The following is an 18,507-nucleotide window of genomic DNA, read 5'->3' on the forward strand; positions in this document are numbered from 1 at the left end:
TGCCTCACTTGACTTCGGGCTTACCTGGCTGTTCATCCTGCAGCTCAATCTGATCCCTGAGCCGCTGCTTAAACTCCTTCGGCGAGCATTGATTATATCGCTTGAACAGTTTATAGAACTGGGCCATGTTCTGAATACCGGCCTCGTAGCTGATTTCCATAATGCTGAGATCCCCTGTGAGTAGGAGGCGCTCGGCTTTTTTGATACGTTTGTAATTCACATAGTCAATAAAGGATAGTCCCATCACTTTTTTAAAATACTTAATAAAGTAATGATAGCTCAAATTCAGTATACGGCACACATCTTCGACGGTTATTCGCTCTGTCAAATGCTCGTCTATATAAGTAAGCGCTGGCCGCAGGCGTGAGATGCCTGAGTCCTCAGTCAGCCCAGTAAGATCACGTTTATCATTGCGAAGTAGAAGAAGCAGGAGGTGCTTAATGGCAGCAACAATGGCTAGCTCATAGCCGATTTGGCGAGATTGTGATTCCTCATAAATTTGCTTGATGAGCTGAAAAGCGCTTGCTCTAACGGTCGCATTTGAACGAAAAAGCGCATTAAAAGGCTCAAGCGAATGTGTTAGCTCTGAAAATAAATGCAAATAAGCAAGTGTACTCAGATCAAAGTGCTGCGTAAGATCAATTTGAAATACAATTTGATGCAGGGGCTCTTCTGAGTATTTATGTGTGCGATGAGGCTGTGAGGAGCCGAGCAGCATGACATCCCCTGCCTCCATGATCGTATAGGCATCCTTGGTTTGGATGGCGAGATGACCCTGAGTTACGACCAGAAACTCAACTTGCTTATGCCAATGCCATGTCCAAGGGTCGGGTAAGTCGCATTGGGGGTAGTCATGTTTGATTTCCCATATTTTTAAGAAAAGAAGCGGGTTCTGATACACGACTTCTTCATTTCTAATTTCAGTTAAGTTTGTAGGACTAAGAGTAGGGATCATAGGTAAGAATACCTCACTAGGACGAGACATTTTTGGATAAACGAATCGATAAGGATTATAAGAGTTAATCCTATTAAGTATAACATTGCGGGACAGCAGATGACACTATTGAATAAGAAATAGGCACAATTCTGCCTTTCCTCGATGATTGGGAAAACCTATACTCAGAAGTAAGAATGAATACGTTATCTTGGAGGCATGGAATGATGAGTAAACCATTAAATGTAACCGTTTGGAACGAATATCGTCATGAAAAAGAAAGTGAGATCGTCCGCGCTGCCTACCCACAAGGGATTCACACAGCAATTGGTGAGGGCCTGACTGGTTCCGTCCAAGTCACGTATGCAACATTAGACGATCCCGAGCATGGTTTGTCAGAAGAAGTCTTGAATAATACGGATGTCCTCATCTGGTGGGGGCACAAAGCACACGGTGAAGTGCAAGATGAAATCGTAGCGCGTGTTCAAAAGCGTGTATGGGCTGGCATGGGCTTAATCGTTCTTCACTCGGGTCACTTCTCGAAAGTGTTTAAAACGCTTATGGGCACATCCTGCGATCTCAAATGGCGCGAAGCTGATGAGAAAGAACGCCTATGGGTCGTTGCTCCAGGCCATCCAATCGTGGAAGGCATTGGCGAGTACATTGACCTTGAGGCAGAGGAAATGTACGGTGAGCATTTTGATATCCCACAACCGGATGAGCTCATCATGGTTTCCTGGTTCGAAGGCGGCGAAGTATTCCGCAGCGGTTGCACATTCCACCGTGGGAACGGGAAGATTTTCTACTTCCGCCCAGGTCACGAAACTTACCGCACATATTACAATGAGCAAATCCGCCGCGTGATCAGCAATGCGGTTCAGTGGGCTGCACCATCGACGCGTGAGTATCCGAAATACGGCAACCACAAGCCGTTGGAAGAGATTAAAGCGAAGGTTAAAGCATAATTGCATAGCGTCCTATCGAGCATGCTCCCCATTCATTGGGGGCATGCTCTTTGTATATAGCAGCAATTCCTGTTCTTTCCTGCTGCTGCCTTCAGCCACTTGCTTTTACAAAAAAAGTGGTCTATAATTCATTACACGATCGTTGAACGAAATAATGAGAGCGAGATTCCATGTATGAAAAGAGTGCCGAAAACAAGCCGCGATCTGCAAGCGGTCGAGCGTAGAGAGCAGATTTTACTTGGCGCGAAGCAAATGTTTGCGCTGCATGGCTATCACGGGACGTCGATCCGCGCCATGAATAAGCATATTGGGATTACCGATGGTTTGTTGTATCACTATTTTCCTGGGGGTAAGCAGGAGATATTGGAGACCATTTTCCATGAGGCTCAGCAAGCTCGCATGGAGCTCATGGATCAGTTAATTAAAGGAATTCATCCAGGTCAGCCGTTGGAAGAAGCGTTATATCTTTTTATCTCACGATTGGTGGGTACCCTCATTGGGGATCCGGATTTTATGAAAATTATGCTGCGCGATTCGGATAATATCTTATCTGAGGATAAGAATTTTATGACCCAATTGATTTTGCAGCGGCACCAAGCATTAACGGAGGCATTGGCGAGAAGAGCTGAGGCTGGGGAAATCAGAGAGATGGACTTCGGCTTAGCAGCCAAACAAGTTATTTCCGTCGGTATGATGGCGGTTCTCGGACAATTCACAGCAGTGAATATGATAGAGACCGATGTCGATAGTTATTTAAAAAGAATGGTCGCTTTCACCGTATCACTTTGGAGAAAGTGATTCTTTTTTAGCAATTTCGTTCACACAACGTTGAATGAAACATAAGAATTACATCAATTAGATGAATCTAAGGAGGCAATACAATGAATCATTTTTTTAAACAGAAACACCCGTATTTAGCTATCATTGTCGTTTTCCTTGTTATCCTTCTATTAGGGCTTGCTCAACTCGGTTCGACGGTAAATCCAACGCCAAAGAATCTTCCAGTGCTGCTCGTTCAAATGGATGCAGGTGAGAAGCTTCCAACCGGCCAAGAAATGAATTTCGGCAAGCTGATTCAGGAGAAAATAACCGCTGCGCCAGCTCAAGCCGATACAGTATCTCCACTCCAGTGGACGACTTTAGCCAGTGAACAAGAAGCCATCGATGCGATGGATCGCGAGCAAGCTTATGCAGCAATCATCATTCCAGCAGACTTCAGCCATAAGCTAGCAAGCTTATTGTCACCTGCGCCGCAGGCTTCTTCCTTAACGCTTTATGTGAATCAAGGGATGAATAACACAGCGGCTACGATGGCGAATCAGGTATTAGGTCAGATCCTTAATGGCATTAATGGTCAAGTAAGAGAGCAATTGCTGGCGCAAGTCAGTCAAAAAGGCGGAACACTTACCGTTGATCAAACCAAAGCATTCGCATCACCGATCGTCATCACGAGCAAAAACATAAATGCCGTTGGCACGCATAGTGCAAATGGTAATGCACCCGTTGTGTTGACACAGCTGGCTTGGTTTGGAGCCATGGTGACGACGTTACTCCTTTTCATGGCGGCGGGCAAAGCAACCCAAACGGGTTCCCGCTTGCATCGTTTCGGCATTCAAGTTTCTCAAATCCTTAGTGGTGTCGTGATCACCGCGGCTTCGGCTGTTAGTATATTACTCGTAGCAGGTAAATGGTTGGGTTTATCGATCCCGAACTATTGGGAAATGGGTTTGTTCCTCACTTTCGTAGGATTCATCTTCTTCTTGTTGCAAACGGCTGTTGTCAGCTGGCTTGGGCTAAAAGGAGTGCCACTGTTCGTGCTCGTGTTCTTCTTCGGCGCACCCGTGCTTTCGCTGCCTCCAGAACTACTGCCATCGTTCAGTCATGACTGGCTCTATGCGTGGCTGCCACTTCGCTTCTCAGCAGAAGGACTTCGTGACTTGTTCTACTTCGGTCAGAATTTGAATCTGAGCAGTCCGATGTGGACATTAGGTGCTATTGGCGCAGTAGCCATTGTGGTTATGTTCTTATCCCTGTTGAAAAAGCACGAGCAACCAGCAGCTAAGGTAGAGGCTTCTCGTTCTATGTAACAGCTCCCCCAATTACAAAAAGCCTCCAACCTGACGATAGGTTGGAGGCTTTTCCGCTTTTAACATCAACGCAAATCATTATAATGCTGCATCTTCATAAAGTGAATGGTAACCGCAGTCCCTTTCCCCTCGGAGCTGGTGATGGAGAGATCATGTCCCAGCTTGATCGCCATTTGCTTGGCTAAGTAAAGCCCCATCCCCGTAGAGCGGCTATGCGTTCGGCCATTTTTCCCCGTGAATCCTTTATCGAAAACCCGACTCAGGTCAGCAGGATCAATCCCTATCCCTGTATCTTGAATAATCAGCCGCTTCTCGGAATCGGTTTCCTCAGAGCGGAAGCTGATGCTGCCACCATTGTCCGTGTAGGTCACGGCATTCGCTACGATCTGGTTCACGATATAGCCAAGCCACTTGCTGTCACTATTTACGTAGTGGGTAAGTTCCTCGATGTCGGGACGTATCCGTTTGGTAATAAACAGCTTGGCAACCTTCTTGACACTCTCCTTCACAAGAGTGTTAAGCGATAATTCGGAAATGAAATAATCTCGTGAGAAGGAGTCAATACGGGAATAGTAGAGCGCTTGCTCGACATAGCTATCGATCTTGCTCAGCTCATCTTCGAGCTTGTCTACGAGATATTCAGCGGTCTTGCCAGCGCGGTTCTCCATGATTAGGCGGCTTGCCGCGATGGGCAGCTTGACTTCATGAATCCATGAGAGGATGAATTCCTGATGATTGCGGATCTCCGTATGCAGGAGATTCGTTTCGTTGGCTTGGTTCTTAGCAAGCTGAATCAACATTTGGAGATGGAGCTCTTGCTCGTTGTTTTGAGGTTCAGGCATTGCTGCGGCGACCCAATCTTGTTGTTCGCTTTTGCTTTGAAACTCATGTAACTCCTTGTAGTAGGACTTCCGATAGAAGTAGCCAACTGTTACATAGGAGGCAGCAAATAGGAAGCAACCGGCATTCGTATAAGTGATATTATTAAGGGCATCTTGGCCTTTTACACTGACAAGCATAATCAGCGAAACGAATACCATCGTCACCGCGTACATCCCCATGAAATAACGTTTATCCTTCAAATAGGAGAGAAAGCTCATGGGATCATGTACCCTTGCCCCTTCTTGGTTGTGATGAAATCATCGCGTCCAAGCTCTGCAAGCTTTTTGCGCAGGCGGGTAATATTAACGGTTAATGTATTGTCATCGACAAAGCTTTCATCTTCCCAGAGGCCTCGCATCATCTGCTCACGACTGACAATGGCGCCTTGATGCTGCATGAGAATGGTGAGAATTTTGAACTCATTGCGCGTAAGCTCAGCCTTCTGATCTCCGCAAGCAATGTCTCCATCCTTCAAATTCAGGACGACACCATTATGCGTCATCACATTGGCCGATGTCTCCATGTAAGAGTAGGTTCTGCGCAGCAGGGCATTGATTTTGGCCACTAGGACATCTGTGTAGAAAGGCTTCTGGATAAAATCATCGCCCCCCATATTCATAGACATGACCATATCCATCGGCGTATTACGGGAAGAGATGAAAAGAATAGGCACATTCGATATTTCTCTGATTTGGCGGCACCAGTAGAAACCATCGAACGCCGGTAAATTGATGTCCATCAACACGAGATGGGGATTCTCGTTGACATAAACCGTGAGTACGGCGTCGAATTGCTCGGCGATCACCGTTTCAAATCCCCAGCGGCCTAGTGCTTCAGCCACCGTATCCCGTATGGTTTTATCATCTTCCACGATCATAATTTTCACAAGCGGCGCCTCCTAAGTCCTGACAATTGTTGCATTACCAGAAATGGTAGCACAATCATGACAAAATTGTAAGGTACGCAAAGGACTTGTAAGTTACTTCGATGGTTGAGCAATCGAGGAGGTTGTAAGATAGTGTTATCAAGAATCAATCGATGCTTATTGGAGGAATAACCGATATGAAAACCATTGTTGAAGCGAAACAGCTGAAGAAGGTATATGGGTCCAAAGGAAATGTATTTACGGCGTTGCAGGATATCGATTTAACCATCACCCAGGGGGAATTTGTGGGCATAATGGGGCCATCGGGTTCAGGCAAAACGACCTTGCTCAATATGTTGGCCACGATCGACCAGCCAACCTCAGGGGAAATCATCGTCGACGGAATGAGTCTGTTGAAGATGAAGGAGGCAGAGCTAGCAACGTTTCGCCGCGAGAAGCTGGGTTTCATTTTTCAGGATTACAATCTGCTGGATACATTGACTGTGAAAGAGAACATCCTGCTGCCGCTCGCCCTTGCAAGAACGAATGTGGCTGAACTGGAGCGCCGCGTTGCTGTGATCAGCAAGAAATTCGGCATCGATCCACTGCTTGACAAGTACCCATACCAAATTTCGGGTGGGCAAAAGCAGCGTACAGCTGCGTGCAGGGCTATCGTATCGAATCCCAGCCTCGTACTTGCCGATGAGCCAACGGGGGCACTGGATTCCAAGTCGGCGACAGAGCTGCTAGAGAGCTTGCAGAGCTTGAATGTGCAGGATCAGTCAACGATCCTCATTGTGACACATGATGCTTTTGCAGCAAGTTACTGTACACGTGTCGTTTTTATTAAAGATGGTAAATTATTTACGGAGTTAAATAAAGGGACGTCATCACGCAAGGAATTTTTCAATAAAGTTATGGATGTGCTCTCGGTGCTAGGGGGTGGGGCAAGTGACCTTATTTAGTCTGGCCAAAAGGAATGTACTAGGTAATCTGAAAAATTATTTGATCTATTTCATCTCGATGATTTTCAGTGTCGTGATCTACTATACGTTCGTATCCTTACGTTACAGCCAGGAGATTGCAGCGAATGTACAGAAGTGGGAGGGCATGAAGTCCGTCTTTACGCAAGCCTCCATTATTCTTATCTTGTTCGTAGCGGTGTTTATCTGGTATTCCAACTCTTTTTTCACCAAAAAGCGGAAGAAGGAAGTGGGCTTATACGCCTTGCTCGGTGTTAGGAAGCGTAAGATTGGTACGATGTTATTTTATGAAAATATGATGATGGGAATTGGCGCTGTTACGGTGGGGATCGTACTGGGCACGTTATTGTCGAAGCTGTTTGCGATGATGTTCCTCAAGCTGTTGGATTCGACGGTTGAAGTCAGTTTCAGCATTTCGTCCGAGGCGATTGTGAACACACTCATTGTGTTTGCGATTATCATCGTAGTGACTTCGATCCATAGTTACCGCTTGATCTACCGATTTCAGCTTGTGGAATTGTTCAAAGCGGAGCAGGAAGGGGAGCAGGTACCGAAGCCGTCTGCGTTCTCAGCAGTGCTGGCCATCATCCTATTAGTCATTGGCTATTGGGCGGTATTCCAACCGATGACGACAGGGGCGCAAATGGGTAGGAATTTCCTTATTATCTTCGGCAGCTTGATCGCCGGCACCTATCTGTTATTTCGGTATGCACTCATTTATATCTTGAAAATCGCCCAGAAGACGAAGTCACGCTACTATAAAGGCATGAACATGATCTCCACAGCTCAATTGATTTATCGCATTCGCGGGAATACGCGGATGTTCACGATGATTGCGCTGCTCAGTGCGCTAACGCTCTGCGCGGTTACGGTAGGCTCAAGCGCCTATTTAACAGTCACCAACGACGCTAAGGATGAAGCACCTTTTAGCTACATGCACATTTCGCAAGGAGCTAGCTTTGACGGGCAGGTTAGCGCCATGTTGGAGCAGGATAAAGAGCATCCGATCTCGGAAAAGCTGGATGTACCTATTATCCGAGTTACGGCGGACGTGACGAATTTCTTCTATCATCCGTCGAGTCATTCGCCGAGTTCAGTTCCAATCAAGCTTGTGTCAGCAGCCATGTACAATCGTACCTCCGAAGTGTTAGACAGAGAGGGTCAGGTTGATCTCAAAGATAACGATATCGCGGTCATTCAGCCGAGATATTCAACGTTCACTTTGGATGAAGTGAAGGGAGACACGATTTCCTTTGACGCTCAGGCAGGCAAGCAAACGTTAACTGTCCAGCAGCTTATTGTAGGAAGAATTCTGCCTTGGGGGTTCCCAGATCTAGTTTTCATTGTCAGTGACAGCTTGTATGCCAAACTGCTCCCAGGATCACAAGAAGTAACCTATAAAGGCTATGTCGTGGAAGACCAGGGCTCAACGAAGCTAACTTCCGATACTTTGATGAAGCTGAAAACGGAACAGAACGGGATGTCTTCGTACTATTTTCAATATCGCCAAAACATGGAGTCAGCAGGCTTGGATATTTTCACATTAGGGTTCCTTGGACTTGTCTTCCTAGCCGCCACGGGTTGTATGATTTACTTCAAACAGCTTACGGATGCTAATGAAGATAAAGAACGGTATACGATGCTGCGCAAAATCGGTGTTAGCCGGAAGGAAATCCGGACGACCATCGCCAAGCAGACGCTGTTTGTGTTCATGCTGCCTCTTTTGCTAGGCGTTGTACACAGCATCATGGTTCTCAAGGCGCTAGCGACAATCCAGTTGATTACCGGAAATCTTCTCATTCCGATTCTTTCTACAACGATCATTTACGCAGCCATGTATTTCTGCTATTTTGTGTTATGTCTTGGAGCCTCTAACCGTATTGTCAGCAGGTAATATGGTAAACGCGACACCATCACTTTCATTCACAGCACGAACGCTCATCCCGTGATGATCCATAATTTGTTTCACGATGGCCAGACCGAGACCGAATTGCCCTTTGCCACCGGTGCGGAATGGTTCGAACAGATTATCCGCGATGTCTTGATCTAGCAGCGGCCCATCGTTACTCATCTGAATTTCAAAATGAGGAGCGGGCTTAACGCTGATACGAATGCAGCTCTCGGCATAGCGAAGCTGATTATCGAGCATGTTTTCCAAAGCGATTTTCCACTGTTCTTGGTCACCGATAAGGGTGTGTGGAGTAAGCTGCAGCTCCCAGTCTATCTCGGGACGCCGATAGCGGAGTCGTTCAACGACATCTTCGATGACGGCTTTGATATCAAAAGGATGGAAAGGCTTCTCCTTGGCCGTGAAATAATTCAATTTGTTCAACAGTAACAGATCGCGAATGCGCTTCTCCAGGCGTTCGCCTTCTTTCATTATGACGCCGATACTCGCGCTCAACGTGCCTTTCGGAAAAACACCGTCTTGAATGGATTGCGCATAACTGCGAATCACCATGACAGGTGTTTTTAGTTCGTGCGAGGTGTGCTGCAGAAAGAATTGCTGCGCGCGATCTTGCTTCACAAGCCGTTGGCGCATCAATTCGATGGCTTTGCCTAGGCGGCCGATCTCATCTTTGCGGCGACCCGTATCGATGGGCTCATGCCAATCGCGCTCAGCCATCCGTCCCACATGCTGTTCCATCTGGACGAGCGGGCGTGTGAAATAGCGCGCCAGTAATAAGCAGGGCAGCCAACTGACGACAATTAGGCCAACCATCAATAGGATTAGTCGGAAGAACATCGACATGATCAAATCATTGCGGTAGTTACCCCACGCATAGGAAACGATGAAATTAGGTGCTCCTTGGACGACTTCTTTGCGAATCACATAAAAGATACTGTTATTATCGATACTTCGGGTATACTTTGCCACGGGCTGCATCTGGGATAGCGCATCTTTCTCCATGGCTGCGATGAATGGTTCAGTGCTCGAAGTTGTTGCCGAGATAGCTTGAGCAGCTTGTGCACCGTTAATCATAAAATGACGTATGGATGGGCCGGTTATTGTGGCTTGAACAGGCAAGGTGAGCTGTGTGGCCAACATAGAGGGATCTAACGCTACGCCAGCTTCCGTAAGAGCCTTAGTTGGTACAGCTTGACCACTACCAATAGTAGTACTGGTGAATTCTTGTCCTTTCTGTGCGACGATCACACGGCTTTCAAGCGAAGGTTTCAATTCCAGGGGCTGAGGGGACAACGGGATAGCAAATACAGGGCTCGCGACCGTCGTCGTTGCCTCTACCTGCAGCCCGCTTTGGGTATCCATCAAAATATCATACAACTGCTCGGTGAAAAATCCTTTCAGCGTCCAAGGGAGCAGCACCGCGAGCAGGGTGAAAATAAATAGAGTTAATGCGGCGAAGGCTCCCCATAATTTCATGGCGAGCGGCCACTGGCCTAGTCGAAGTCTCATGCTTTCACCATCCTATACCCGTATCCGTATACGGTTTCTAAACGCATATCAGGCAGCTTGCGGCGCAGTCTGCGTACTAAATCGTCGACGACACGATCGGTGCCGAAGTAGTCGATGCCCCATACAGAGCGCAAGACTTGTTCGCGTTCTAGCACTTGCCCTTGATGCTGAACGAAGTAGAGCAGCAGCTCATATTCCTTCGAGGTCAAGTCGAGAGTCGTGCCACCACTATCAGTTACCGTACGCGCGGGCTCGTCGATCGTATAGGCACCTAACGTGGTAAGTTGCCCGCGGCGCTCCATCGAAGCACTTAGCACGCCGTTCGCTTGTCTGGCGTAGACGCGTTCCAGCAGCTTGCGACAACGAATCACGAGTTCGCGCGGCAGAAACGGCTTCGCCAAGTAATCATCGCTCCCAAGCTCAAGGCCAATAATGCGATCGATATCGGCATCGCGGGCCGAGATAAAGATGACCGGCTGCGTCGGCTGATCCGCTTTAATTTCTCGCATGAGCTGGAAGCCGTCTACGCCAGGCAGCATAATATCGAGGACCCACAAGTCCGGCCGCTCCGAGATTGCATCTCTGGCTGAGGTTCCATCGGGGAACGAACGCACTTGCCACCCCTCTTTCTCCAAATAGGCAGCTAGCACGCCTCGTAAATGCTCTTCATCTTCTACTAAATAGATGCTGTACATCGAATACCCTACCTTCCATGCCTAACAAAATGGGGAAAAGTGGAGCCGAATCGCTTTGTTGCGATCGGTTCCACCTTATTCAAGCCGTTAACCTATTTTTTCTCAGCTTCAGTTGCTTGCTGATCTTTGATTTTTTTAGTGATGTCGCGCATGTTTTCTGTTTGCTTTACAAAATCCTTCAATAAATCTGGCAGGATAGCACGGATCGCTTCTGCGTCATCCGCTTCTACCGCCTCAGTTAACTTTTGTTGAAGGTTGATAGTTTCAGACTCCACAGGCTTAGCTACCATTATATCACTCGCAACACCAGCCTCAACTGGAAGAAGACGGGTAATCTGCTCTGGCGTCGTTCCATCGGCCTGCGTAGCACGTGTGATGAAGACTTGTTTCGGTGCGTCTGCCCCTTGTGGGAGGTTTTTGATCTCCTCAGGTGTTAGAGCAGGCAATGAAGGTAGAGCTTCGATAGCTTCCCCGCGTTCAAATTTCGTAATGAAAGTAGCATCCGAAGATGGGAATACTTGCGCTTTACCTTCCACGGCATCTTTGGAAATGGTTAATGTTTGAGCGAAAGTAGGTTTTGGCAGTTCCGCTTCTGCTTGCTTCCGATCGTCGAGTGCTTTCTTCCAGTCAGTTAGCGTATCTGGAGCGTATGTAGTGGCAAGCAGCTTCAAATAGTTGCGTTCATGAGTAGGTTGGTTAATCAAGCCTGCACTCGAGGACCTGATGTGAAAGGCTGGTGCTGCTCCAACAGCTTTAACCATTTGAATAGATTTAGTAGTCTTCGCTTCGCTTGTCGTATCTGCCGCAGATGCACTTACAGCACCGAATGCAATGGTTGTCATAATAGCTAGCATGCTCGTTTGAACGGCGCGTTTTTTCCATGTTGTTTTCATCGTGAGAAAACTCCTTTCGATTTGTGTTGCAGTTAGGGATGTTGATTTCCCTTACACCCTTACTGTACCGAAACATTATGGACATCCTATCGCAACATTGTGGGAAATTATGTGTTTGATGCAAAAACACCACCTAGAGGATTGACCTCTTAGGTGGTGTCGGCATTCGCAGCAATTGGGATCGCCCGGTGCTCCGATTTTACATATTCAAATGCAGCTTACGCGTGTTCAGCATACCCGCAAGACCTGTTGGATCTTGGCTTACTTTATACTGCACAAAAGCTTCCGCTTTCTCAGAAGTACGTAGGCGGAGCGGTTTAGGCTCCATCTCAGTCACAAGCTTCACGACAACGTCAGCAACAGACTCGGAGGTTTGTGGGACTGAATTACGTTTAGCGAAGGTATCCATATATTGCGTAAGAATTGGTTTATAGTCATCTTCGAGAATGCCGCCGGTTTTCTGAACGTGGCTCATCACCGTAGCGTTAAAATTGGTCGCGATCGCTCCAGGCTCTAGCAATGTAACGTCGATACCAAAGGCAGGTTTATAGTAAGTGGCTAAGCTTTCAAGCAAACCCTCAACAGCGAATTTCGCTGCGCAGTAGATTTCATTGAAGGGTTGACCAACCAAGCCGCCAACACTCGTTGTTGCGATGAGATGAGCGGAATCCGATTTGCGTAGCAGGGGAAGTCCAGCCCGAATCGTATGCATCACTCCGTACACATTCGTATCGAAAACAGCTTGAATTTCCTCGAAAGTCGCTTGGCCAAGCGCTCGAAGGAAGCCAAATCCGGCATTACAGAATAGCACATCCAGATGACCATGCTTGGCTTCAATCTCGCCGAAGGCTTTTTCCATAGAAGCAGAATCAGTTACTTCCATTTCCATAAAATGAAGATTTGCAACGTCTGCATACTGCTCTTGATCACGAGCGACATGACGTGTACCCGCATAGACTGTCCATCCAAGTTCGGCAAATTTCAAAGCTGTTGCAAGTCCGATACCAGATGAAGCACCGGTAATCGCCATAATTTTATGCATAGCAAACACTCCTTTTGTGTTTATTTGATCAACTGTTTAGAAACTAAACAATATACATTGGGGACAAATTCGTCAACTGGAAAATGAAAAATCCCAAGCTAGTTGGGATTTTAGACAGGCATTTTCGTTATCAGCTGTTGCAAAGTGGCTAGCTCTTCTTTCGAGTAGGAAGTAAAGAGTTGCTCGATTTTCGTATTATACGCAGCGAGAATGCTAACTATGAGCTCGTTCCCTTTATCCGTCATCTGTAGAAGATGACTGCGGCGACTGGTCGGATGGGGTTTGCGGACGAGGAGTCCCTGTTCCTCCATTTTATCCAACAGTTGAGTAATCGCTCCACGGGTTAGCCCGAATTCGTTGGCAATATCCACGGCGATGCAATCGGGATGCTTACGCAGGTACTCTAAGACATACATCATGATCGGTGATATCTGAAATTGAGGCAGCACCTGCGTTAAGTAGGAGGAAATGACATTCTTGATCTCGCGAAATTTGGTCGTCATCCATTCATGTTCAGGTGTCATACAAAGCCGCCCTTTATGGTTTATAGTCTAAACCAGTATGCCAAAAAAAATGACCCACAGCAACGGGCTGTGGGTCTAAGTTTATATATTTTAAAGGGGGGTTGGTCTTTATTATAGGCAAGTTACATTAAAACAACATGAAAGTTAGATTTCATTTTCATTACAAATTTTACAGTGGTAAAATAAGTTGGAAAGCTAAGCAAAAGCTTGTGATGGAGAGCGGGGTATTTTCCTATTGAAGCATTATTCCATGAGGTCACATTTAACGATTACATTTGCCCTAATGGCCTTGATTCCGATCCTGATTCTAGGCGGCTTCCAGGTTTCTCAAATTAAGCATATCACACAGGAAACGAACCAAAACCAGCGCCAGACGACGTATCGACTCGGAGACGCAGTAGAAGCATATATGTCTTATCATCGTAATGCCGTAGAAACCTTAGCGGCAACGATCTCGGCTTCGGATGCGGCTTTTCGAAATCGGGAGAGTCTGACTTTGAAGCTGCAATCACTCCAAGAGAATTTGGAGGGGTTCGCAGGCATTTATGTGGTGGATGATAAGGGAACCATTAAAGCCGCACATCAGATGTCCACGGACCTAATTGGCACGGATGTCAATAACCAGGACTATACAGCACGTGTAAAGGCTGGTCAGAAAGCTATTATTTCTTCGTTATTCAAGGGTCCCGAAAGCTTGAATCAACCAGCTATAGCCATTGCTGTACCTATTTACAAGGGCAGCAAGCAGGTGGATGGCTTCGTGCTGGCTGTGCTAGAATTAGCGCCAATCAAGACGCTCGTTACCAAATACGATTATGGGACAGAGGCGTATCCTGTCGTGCTGGATCATGCAGGCAAGCCGATTTATCATCCGAATGCGGCACTGACAGAATCCATGGCCGATTTAGCGAAAGAGCCGGTCGTAGCTGATGCCAAAATGTTAAAACAAGGCGAAGGCACCTACACGCTAAGTACGTCATCGCATAAAGAGCTCATTACCTACAAGCTGATCCCAGACTTGAATCTTATCGTTTGGGTAAGCAGGTCGACAGCGGCTGTCAACGCAGCCTTCACGGAATCTTTACGGATCACGCTGCTTTTACTCGTGTTCACGCTCATCTTAACTGTGCTGCTAGGCAGTCTGTTGGCCAAACGATTAAACGGCACGATCCACGCCTTAGTCGGCTATACACAGCGATTAGCTGGAGGCTCGTTCGCACAGCCTGACCAGAAGGTTGTGCCGCGCGGAGCGCCCTCGGAGCTGCATCAGCTCGCAGAGCATTTCTTTCGCATGGCAGCGCAGGTCAAAGAGAACCAGCGCGCCTTGCTGCAGCTGAATAGCGAGCTTGAGCATCGCGTGGAGGAGCGAACACAGCGATTGCAGGACGAGCATGCGACGCTGAATGCCGTCTTGGAAAGCATGTCCGATGCGATTGTGCTCATTGATGTACAGCATAATGTGCTGTATGCCAATCACCAGATGGCGGAAAGCTTCGCGATTCCAATGGGCGACTTAGCCCATATGCCTGAGGCTGACCTATTCGAGCGAATCGCTGAGCTTTTGACGGAAGACCAGGATAAATTACAGTTGAGCAAGCTGACTGCTGAGCCTAGGGTACAGAGTGCTTTGACCGTAAAAACAGAGCAAGGCAAGTCTCGCTTTATGATGGTATCTGCGTTTCAAGTTGCGCGCGAGGGGCGGGTTTTTGGCCGCGGTTACGTGTGGCGTGACAGAACGAAAGAGCATGAAATTGACGCGCTCAAAAATGATCTCATCTCATTAGCTTCTCATGAATTCAAAACGCCCATTACGAGTATTCGCGGCGGTGTGGAAACATTACTGCGCAGGGATGCTCATTGGGAGGAGGACTTTAAGCTCGAGCTGCTTGAAGGCATTCATGAAGATATAGGCCGTATTCAAGATCTAATCGACGAGTGGCTGGATATATCCAAAATAGAATCAGGGGCGATGGGGATTCATCCGCAACCGTTGAAGCTAGCCGCCGTGATCGAAAGTGCTAGACATAGACTGCCTGAAGATATCAGCGCTGCTCGGCCCCAGTTCGAGGTTGAGCTGCCTTCGCATACACCTCTTGTGTTTGCAGATAAGCTCCGTATGGAGCAGGTTTTCTTGAACTTGTTTATCAATGCGGTTCGCTATAATGAGCGGCAGCCGATCATCAGGGTAACCACCCATGCGGATGATCAGTATGTATACGTTCACGTGCAGGATAATGGCATCGGTATTGCAGAGGAACATTTGGCTAAACTGTTTGATCGCTTCTATCGTGTAGATGTGTCATCCAGCCGCCAAACGGGGGGAACAGGACTTGGTCTGGCCATTTGCAAAGGGATTATGGATGCCCATGGTGGAACCATTCAGGTTGAAAGCCAGCTGGGTGAGGGAAGCCGATTCACACTGATGATTCCGCGGTTTAATGGGGGAGATGAGCTAACATGAGCGCAAAGAAAATCATGATCGTTGACGATGAGCCCAAAATCATTCGTTTCATCGCAGCGAATCTGAAATCGTTAGGCTTCGAGACGGTGGCCTGTCAAAGCGGGGCGGAGGCTTTGGAAAAAGTGGAAGCCGCTGATCCAGATCTAATTTTGCTGGATCTAATGATGCCGGGAATGGATGGCTTCGAAGTATTGCGAAGACTACGCACCTATTCGAGTGTGCCCGTTATTATGCTGACAGCAAGGAGCAATGGTGCGGATAAAGTGCAGGGATTGAATCTCGGTGCAGATGATTATTTGACCAAGCCATTCTCGTTGGACGAACTGTTCGCCAGAGTCAATGCTGTGCTGCGACGATTGGATGGACGCATGCCTGCACCATCTACGGTTAGCGAATTGACTGTTGGACCCGTTAACGTCAATTTAGCTCAGCGCCGGATTCGACTAGGTTCAGCGGAAGTGAAATTTACGGAGACGGAATATAATCTGTTCGTGCTTCTCTTGCAGCATGAAGGCAAAGTGATGACGCATGAGCAGTTGTTGGGCGAGATTTGGGGAAGTGAGTATCGCGATGAGGTCGAATATTTGCGTGTTACAATCGCGCGGATTCGGCAAAAGCTGAAGGCCCACACCGAAGGGCAGGAACTCATTGTAACCTACCCTGGTGTTGGTTATATGGCGAATGGGGATTGAGGGGTGCCCAAATAAGGGGATGGCACCTTCCTTTATTTGGGAGTATACTAGAGTGGTAATAATTTAATAGACCTAGGCGTATCTTCTAACGTATGCTAGTCCGTCTTATTGGCGATACAGCTACTTAGGGAGGTGTGCGAGTTGTCTGATAAAAAAGGTGATGATGGAGAAATGATTAACAAAAATAAAGAGGAGCAAGTTCCACAAGTGACGACTGTTACTGACGAACAAGCCATGAAAGCGGCTCTGGAACAATTTAATAATTATCGAGATACTTTCAAAAAGTTGGCGAAGAATTAGTGTACATAAAAGTCACGCTCGAACAAATTATTAAGTTTGATCTGGGACAAGCCTTTTCATCATTTCTTCGGAAAAGAGTTGTATCCAGGACTATCATATAAGGCAGCTATTTATTTAGAATCCATAGCGTAAGCTCATGCTTTCAATGATGCTAATAAGCGTACTTCTGTCCTTGTTATGCTAACTTTTCTCGCCTTGAATGGTCGACCTCTTGTCATAGGGGAAGAAGAATTGTTCGCCATGATTATTTCTGTAGTAACTCACGAAGTTGATATTCCAACCCTTACGGAATGGATCGAAAATAGAATATAAAACAATAAATATCCTATCGTCCATTTGCCATCTTACGGTATAATGGCTTTTTTTGTGGGAAGCTGAAGGCCCACACCGAAGGGCAGGAACTCATTGTAACCTACCTTGGTGTTGGTTATATGGCGAAGGGGGATTAAGGGCTGGGGCTATGGGTTCGTCAGAAGCTGCACATCCAGTGGGTAATCGGGCAGCTCGAATTCGCGTGTCGTATCTGCTGTCAGGTCGACCACCGTCATCCCATTCCAGCCCGTATCAGCATAAGTGACGCCACCTGTGAGATAGGCATAACGACCATCGGCACTGCTAGCTACCATTTGGTGCATACGGGCTAACGGCATAATCTTTTCCTTATAGGTATTGGCGTCGAGTACGGTCAAATTCGGCTTGCCCGTTGCGCTGCCTGCCGAACCGATTCCAACGATCAGCAGCTGCTTGCCGTCCGGGGTAAGCGTGACACCCTCCTGGTGTGTGTTGCCCGTCAAGGGTTCGGTCGTGTAGCTGCCACTCTTAGGGTCAAGCACCACAAGGCCGCGGCCTTGGTAAGGCAGAAGTAAGCGGCCGTCAGCACGGACGGCGGCATAGTGCGGCTTCTCGAAACCGCCTTTACCGAAAGGAGCAGCCTCTAACGTGCGGCCTTTTAGGTTAAAAGGATCGACAGCAGTTACTGTGTAGCCGTCGTGGTCGATACTGTATACTTCGCGACCGTCTAAGCTAGTCACAACATCAAAAGGTCGAACACCAACTGGAACTCGTCCCGTCATTGCGAGCTTTTCCGTGTCCAAGATTTCAAGCTGACTCTTACCACCGTCCAGATACACACCGACATATGCGAATTTACCATCAGGCGATACCGCAATCCCCATGCCGCCCGAGCGATATTCACCAAAGCGTGGTTTACCCACATTGGCCTGATAAGGGACGAGAGCAATCCGTGTACGGAGTTTTGTATCGATGACGGCTACACCTTCGGCTGTCGACACGTAAGCGCGATGATTCGGTCCCTCTGCGATGGCAAAAGGGGCTTTCCCTACGGCAAGCTTCTCCAACCGGCCTGAAGTGGGATCAAGGAAGGACATATAATCACTTTTCGAATGCGTCACCATTAAGGTTGTAGTCGTAATCGCTGAAGGCGAAGGGCTCGTAGTCGCAGGTAAGGAACTTGTCGTTGGCGTTTGTGTTGCAGCTGCAGAGGTAGGAAATGGCGTTGATGTCTTCGTCGGGGTGACGTTGTTGACTGGGTTCGGTTGTTGGCTGCTACAGCCAACTAAAACAAGAAACAATGTAATCGGCGTTAATCGTACGAATAGGGATCTATTTGTGAATATCATATAGATGGTCACCTCTGGATTTAGAGTATAAGAAGCTAAGGAAACAGTACCTGTGGATAAGTTTAGCAAACGAAGGTAAGGAAGAGAACCTGCTCGCAGGTCATCTTCCTTATCTTTTTGTCATTC

General features: G+C 47.4%; 17 protein-coding genes and 1 pseudogene. 9 read left to right on the forward strand and 9 right to left on the reverse strand.

Features of this window, described 5'->3' with window-relative positions:
- Nucleotides 1-4: 4 nt before the first annotated feature.
- Entirely contained in the window at nucleotides 5-955 is a 951-nt protein-coding gene (locus AC58QG_RS20600; RefSeq protein WP_497364005.1) for a helix-turn-helix domain-containing protein, read from the reverse strand.
- A 206-nt stretch (nucleotides 956-1,161) separates the two neighbouring features.
- Between AC58QG_RS20600 and AC58QG_RS20605 the strand changes: the two genes are divergently transcribed.
- From AC58QG_RS20605 to AC58QG_RS20615, 3 genes are all read left to right on the forward strand, one after another.
- Nucleotides 1,162-1,899: a ThuA domain-containing protein gene (locus tag AC58QG_RS20605; protein WP_497364360.1), complete on the forward strand. Its 738-nt coding sequence runs from the start codon at nucleotides 1,162-1,164 to the stop codon at nucleotides 1,897-1,899.
- Between the two features lie 174 nt (nucleotides 1,900-2,073).
- The gene (locus tag AC58QG_RS20610) at nucleotides 2,074-2,697 is read left to right on the forward strand and encodes a TetR/AcrR family transcriptional regulator (RefSeq protein ID WP_497364006.1); all 624 of its coding nucleotides are present in this window, start codon (nucleotides 2,074-2,076) and stop codon (nucleotides 2,695-2,697) included.
- 83 nt (nucleotides 2,698-2,780) lie between these two features.
- Complete coding sequence (locus tag AC58QG_RS20615) at nucleotides 2,781-3,986, forward strand: YhgE/Pip domain-containing protein (protein WP_497364007.1); 1,206 nt, start codon at nucleotides 2,781-2,783, stop codon at nucleotides 3,984-3,986.
- 65 nt (nucleotides 3,987-4,051) lie between these two features.
- On the opposite strand, the gene AC58QG_RS20620 is transcribed toward AC58QG_RS20615, so the two are convergent.
- Both AC58QG_RS20620 and AC58QG_RS20625 read right to left on the reverse strand, forming a co-directional pair.
- Nucleotides 4,052-5,086, reverse strand: coding sequence for a sensor histidine kinase (locus AC58QG_RS20620; protein ID WP_497364008.1), 1,035 nt, complete (start codon nucleotides 5,084-5,086; stop codon nucleotides 4,052-4,054).
- The gene (locus AC58QG_RS20625) at nucleotides 5,083-5,754 is read right to left on the reverse strand and encodes a response regulator transcription factor (protein WP_497364009.1); all 672 of its coding nucleotides are present in this window, start codon (nucleotides 5,752-5,754) and stop codon (nucleotides 5,083-5,085) included. The genes AC58QG_RS20620 and AC58QG_RS20625 overlap by 4 nt, the downstream gene beginning before the upstream one ends.
- 176 nt (nucleotides 5,755-5,930) lie before the next feature.
- Between AC58QG_RS20625 and AC58QG_RS20630 the strand changes: the two genes are divergently transcribed.
- Nucleotides 5,931-6,698, forward strand: a complete 768-nt coding sequence (locus AC58QG_RS20630; protein WP_497364010.1) for an ABC transporter ATP-binding protein — start codon at nucleotides 5,931-5,933, stop codon at nucleotides 6,696-6,698.
- Nucleotides 6,685-8,610, forward strand: a complete 1,926-nt coding sequence (locus AC58QG_RS20635) for an ABC transporter permease (RefSeq protein ID WP_497364011.1) — start codon at nucleotides 6,685-6,687, stop codon at nucleotides 8,608-8,610. Before AC58QG_RS20630 ends, AC58QG_RS20635 begins: the two co-directional genes overlap by 14 nt.
- Here the strand turns inward: AC58QG_RS20635 and AC58QG_RS20640 are convergent.
- From AC58QG_RS20640 to AC58QG_RS20660, 5 genes are all read right to left on the reverse strand, one after another.
- Entirely contained in the window at nucleotides 8,572-10,134 is a 1,563-nt protein-coding gene (locus tag AC58QG_RS20640; protein WP_497364012.1) for a sensor histidine kinase, read from the reverse strand. The genes AC58QG_RS20635 and AC58QG_RS20640 overlap by 39 nt on opposite strands.
- Nucleotides 10,131-10,829 carry a response regulator transcription factor gene (locus tag AC58QG_RS20645; RefSeq protein WP_497364013.1) on the reverse strand — a complete coding sequence of 233 codons (699 nt, stop codon included), beginning with the start codon at nucleotides 10,827-10,829 and terminating at the stop codon, nucleotides 10,131-10,133. The genes AC58QG_RS20640 and AC58QG_RS20645 overlap by 4 nt, the downstream gene beginning before the upstream one ends.
- A gap of 92 nt (nucleotides 10,830-10,921) precedes the next feature.
- Nucleotides 10,922-11,722: a hypothetical protein gene (locus AC58QG_RS20650; RefSeq protein ID WP_497364014.1), complete on the reverse strand. Its 801-nt coding sequence runs from the start codon at nucleotides 11,720-11,722 to the stop codon at nucleotides 10,922-10,924.
- A gap of 199 nt (nucleotides 11,723-11,921) precedes the next feature.
- On the reverse strand, nucleotides 11,922-12,764 hold the full coding sequence (locus AC58QG_RS20655; protein ID WP_497364015.1) for an SDR family oxidoreductase: 843 nt from the start codon (nucleotides 12,762-12,764) through the stop codon (nucleotides 11,922-11,924).
- A gap of 110 nt (nucleotides 12,765-12,874) precedes the next feature.
- Nucleotides 12,875-13,288 carry a MarR family winged helix-turn-helix transcriptional regulator gene (locus tag AC58QG_RS20660; RefSeq protein ID WP_497364016.1) on the reverse strand — a complete coding sequence of 138 codons (414 nt, stop codon included), beginning with the start codon at nucleotides 13,286-13,288 and terminating at the stop codon, nucleotides 12,875-12,877.
- 250 nt (nucleotides 13,289-13,538) lie between these two features.
- On the opposite strand from AC58QG_RS20660, the gene AC58QG_RS20665 reads away from it, so the two are divergent.
- The 4 genes and pseudogenes from AC58QG_RS20665 to AC58QG_RS20680 form a co-directional block, all read left to right on the forward strand.
- Nucleotides 13,539-15,749, forward strand: a complete 2,211-nt coding sequence (locus AC58QG_RS20665) for a sensor histidine kinase (RefSeq protein WP_497364017.1) — start codon at nucleotides 13,539-13,541, stop codon at nucleotides 15,747-15,749.
- Entirely contained in the window at nucleotides 15,746-16,441 is a 696-nt protein-coding gene (locus tag AC58QG_RS20670; RefSeq protein WP_497364018.1) for a response regulator transcription factor, read from the forward strand. Before AC58QG_RS20665 ends, AC58QG_RS20670 begins: the two co-directional genes overlap by 4 nt.
- A 141-nt stretch (nucleotides 16,442-16,582) precedes the next feature.
- On the forward strand, nucleotides 16,583-16,741 hold the full coding sequence (locus AC58QG_RS20675) for a hypothetical protein (RefSeq protein WP_497364019.1): 159 nt from the start codon (nucleotides 16,583-16,585) through the stop codon (nucleotides 16,739-16,741).
- 147 nt (nucleotides 16,742-16,888) lie between these two features.
- Nucleotides 16,889-17,053: pseudogene (locus AC58QG_RS20680) on the forward strand (hypothetical protein); the annotation flags it as partial.
- Nucleotides 17,054-17,199: 146 nt separating this feature from the next.
- Here AC58QG_RS20680 and AC58QG_RS20685 read toward each other — a convergent pair.
- Nucleotides 17,200-18,381: a hypothetical protein gene (locus tag AC58QG_RS20685; RefSeq protein ID WP_497364020.1), complete on the reverse strand. Its 1,182-nt coding sequence runs from the start codon at nucleotides 18,379-18,381 to the stop codon at nucleotides 17,200-17,202.
- Nucleotides 18,382-18,507: the final 126 nt, after the last annotated feature.

This window comes from Paenibacillus sp. J22P169 (assembly GCF_059691995.1).

Coding starts and splice junctions, on each gene's coding strand:
- AC58QG_RS20600 (WP_497364005.1), bottom strand. CDS start 955: ATGATCCCTACTCTTAGTCCTACAAACTTAACTGAAATTAGAAATGAA.
- AC58QG_RS20605 (WP_497364360.1), top strand. CDS start 1,162: ATGAGTAAACCATTAAATGTAACCGTTTGGAACGAATATCGTCATGAA.
- AC58QG_RS20610 (WP_497364006.1), top strand. CDS start 2,074: ATGAAAAGAGTGCCGAAAACAAGCCGCGATCTGCAAGCGGTCGAGCGT.
- AC58QG_RS20615 (WP_497364007.1), top strand. CDS start 2,781: ATGAATCATTTTTTTAAACAGAAACACCCGTATTTAGCTATCATTGTC.
- AC58QG_RS20620 (WP_497364008.1), bottom strand. CDS start 5,086: ATGAGCTTTCTCTCCTATTTGAAGGATAAACGTTATTTCATGGGGATG.
- AC58QG_RS20630 (WP_497364010.1), top strand. CDS start 5,931: ATGAAAACCATTGTTGAAGCGAAACAGCTGAAGAAGGTATATGGGTCC.
- AC58QG_RS20640 (WP_497364012.1), bottom strand. CDS start 10,134: ATGAGACTTCGACTAGGCCAGTGGCCGCTCGCCATGAAATTATGGGGA.
- AC58QG_RS20645 (WP_497364013.1), bottom strand. CDS start 10,829: ATGTACAGCATCTATTTAGTAGAAGATGAAGAGCATTTACGAGGCGTG.
- AC58QG_RS20650 (WP_497364014.1), bottom strand. CDS start 11,722: ATGAAAACAACATGGAAAAAACGCGCCGTTCAAACGAGCATGCTAGCT.
- AC58QG_RS20655 (WP_497364015.1), bottom strand. CDS start 12,764: ATGCATAAAATTATGGCGATTACCGGTGCTTCATCTGGTATCGGACTT.
- AC58QG_RS20660 (WP_497364016.1), bottom strand. CDS start 13,288: ATGACACCTGAACATGAATGGATGACGACCAAATTTCGCGAGATCAAG.
- AC58QG_RS20665 (WP_497364017.1), top strand. CDS start 13,539: ATGAGGTCACATTTAACGATTACATTTGCCCTAATGGCCTTGATTCCG.
- AC58QG_RS20670 (WP_497364018.1), top strand. CDS start 15,746: ATGAGCGCAAAGAAAATCATGATCGTTGACGATGAGCCCAAAATCATT.
- AC58QG_RS20685 (WP_497364020.1), bottom strand. CDS start 18,381: ATGATATTCACAAATAGATCCCTATTCGTACGATTAACGCCGATTACA.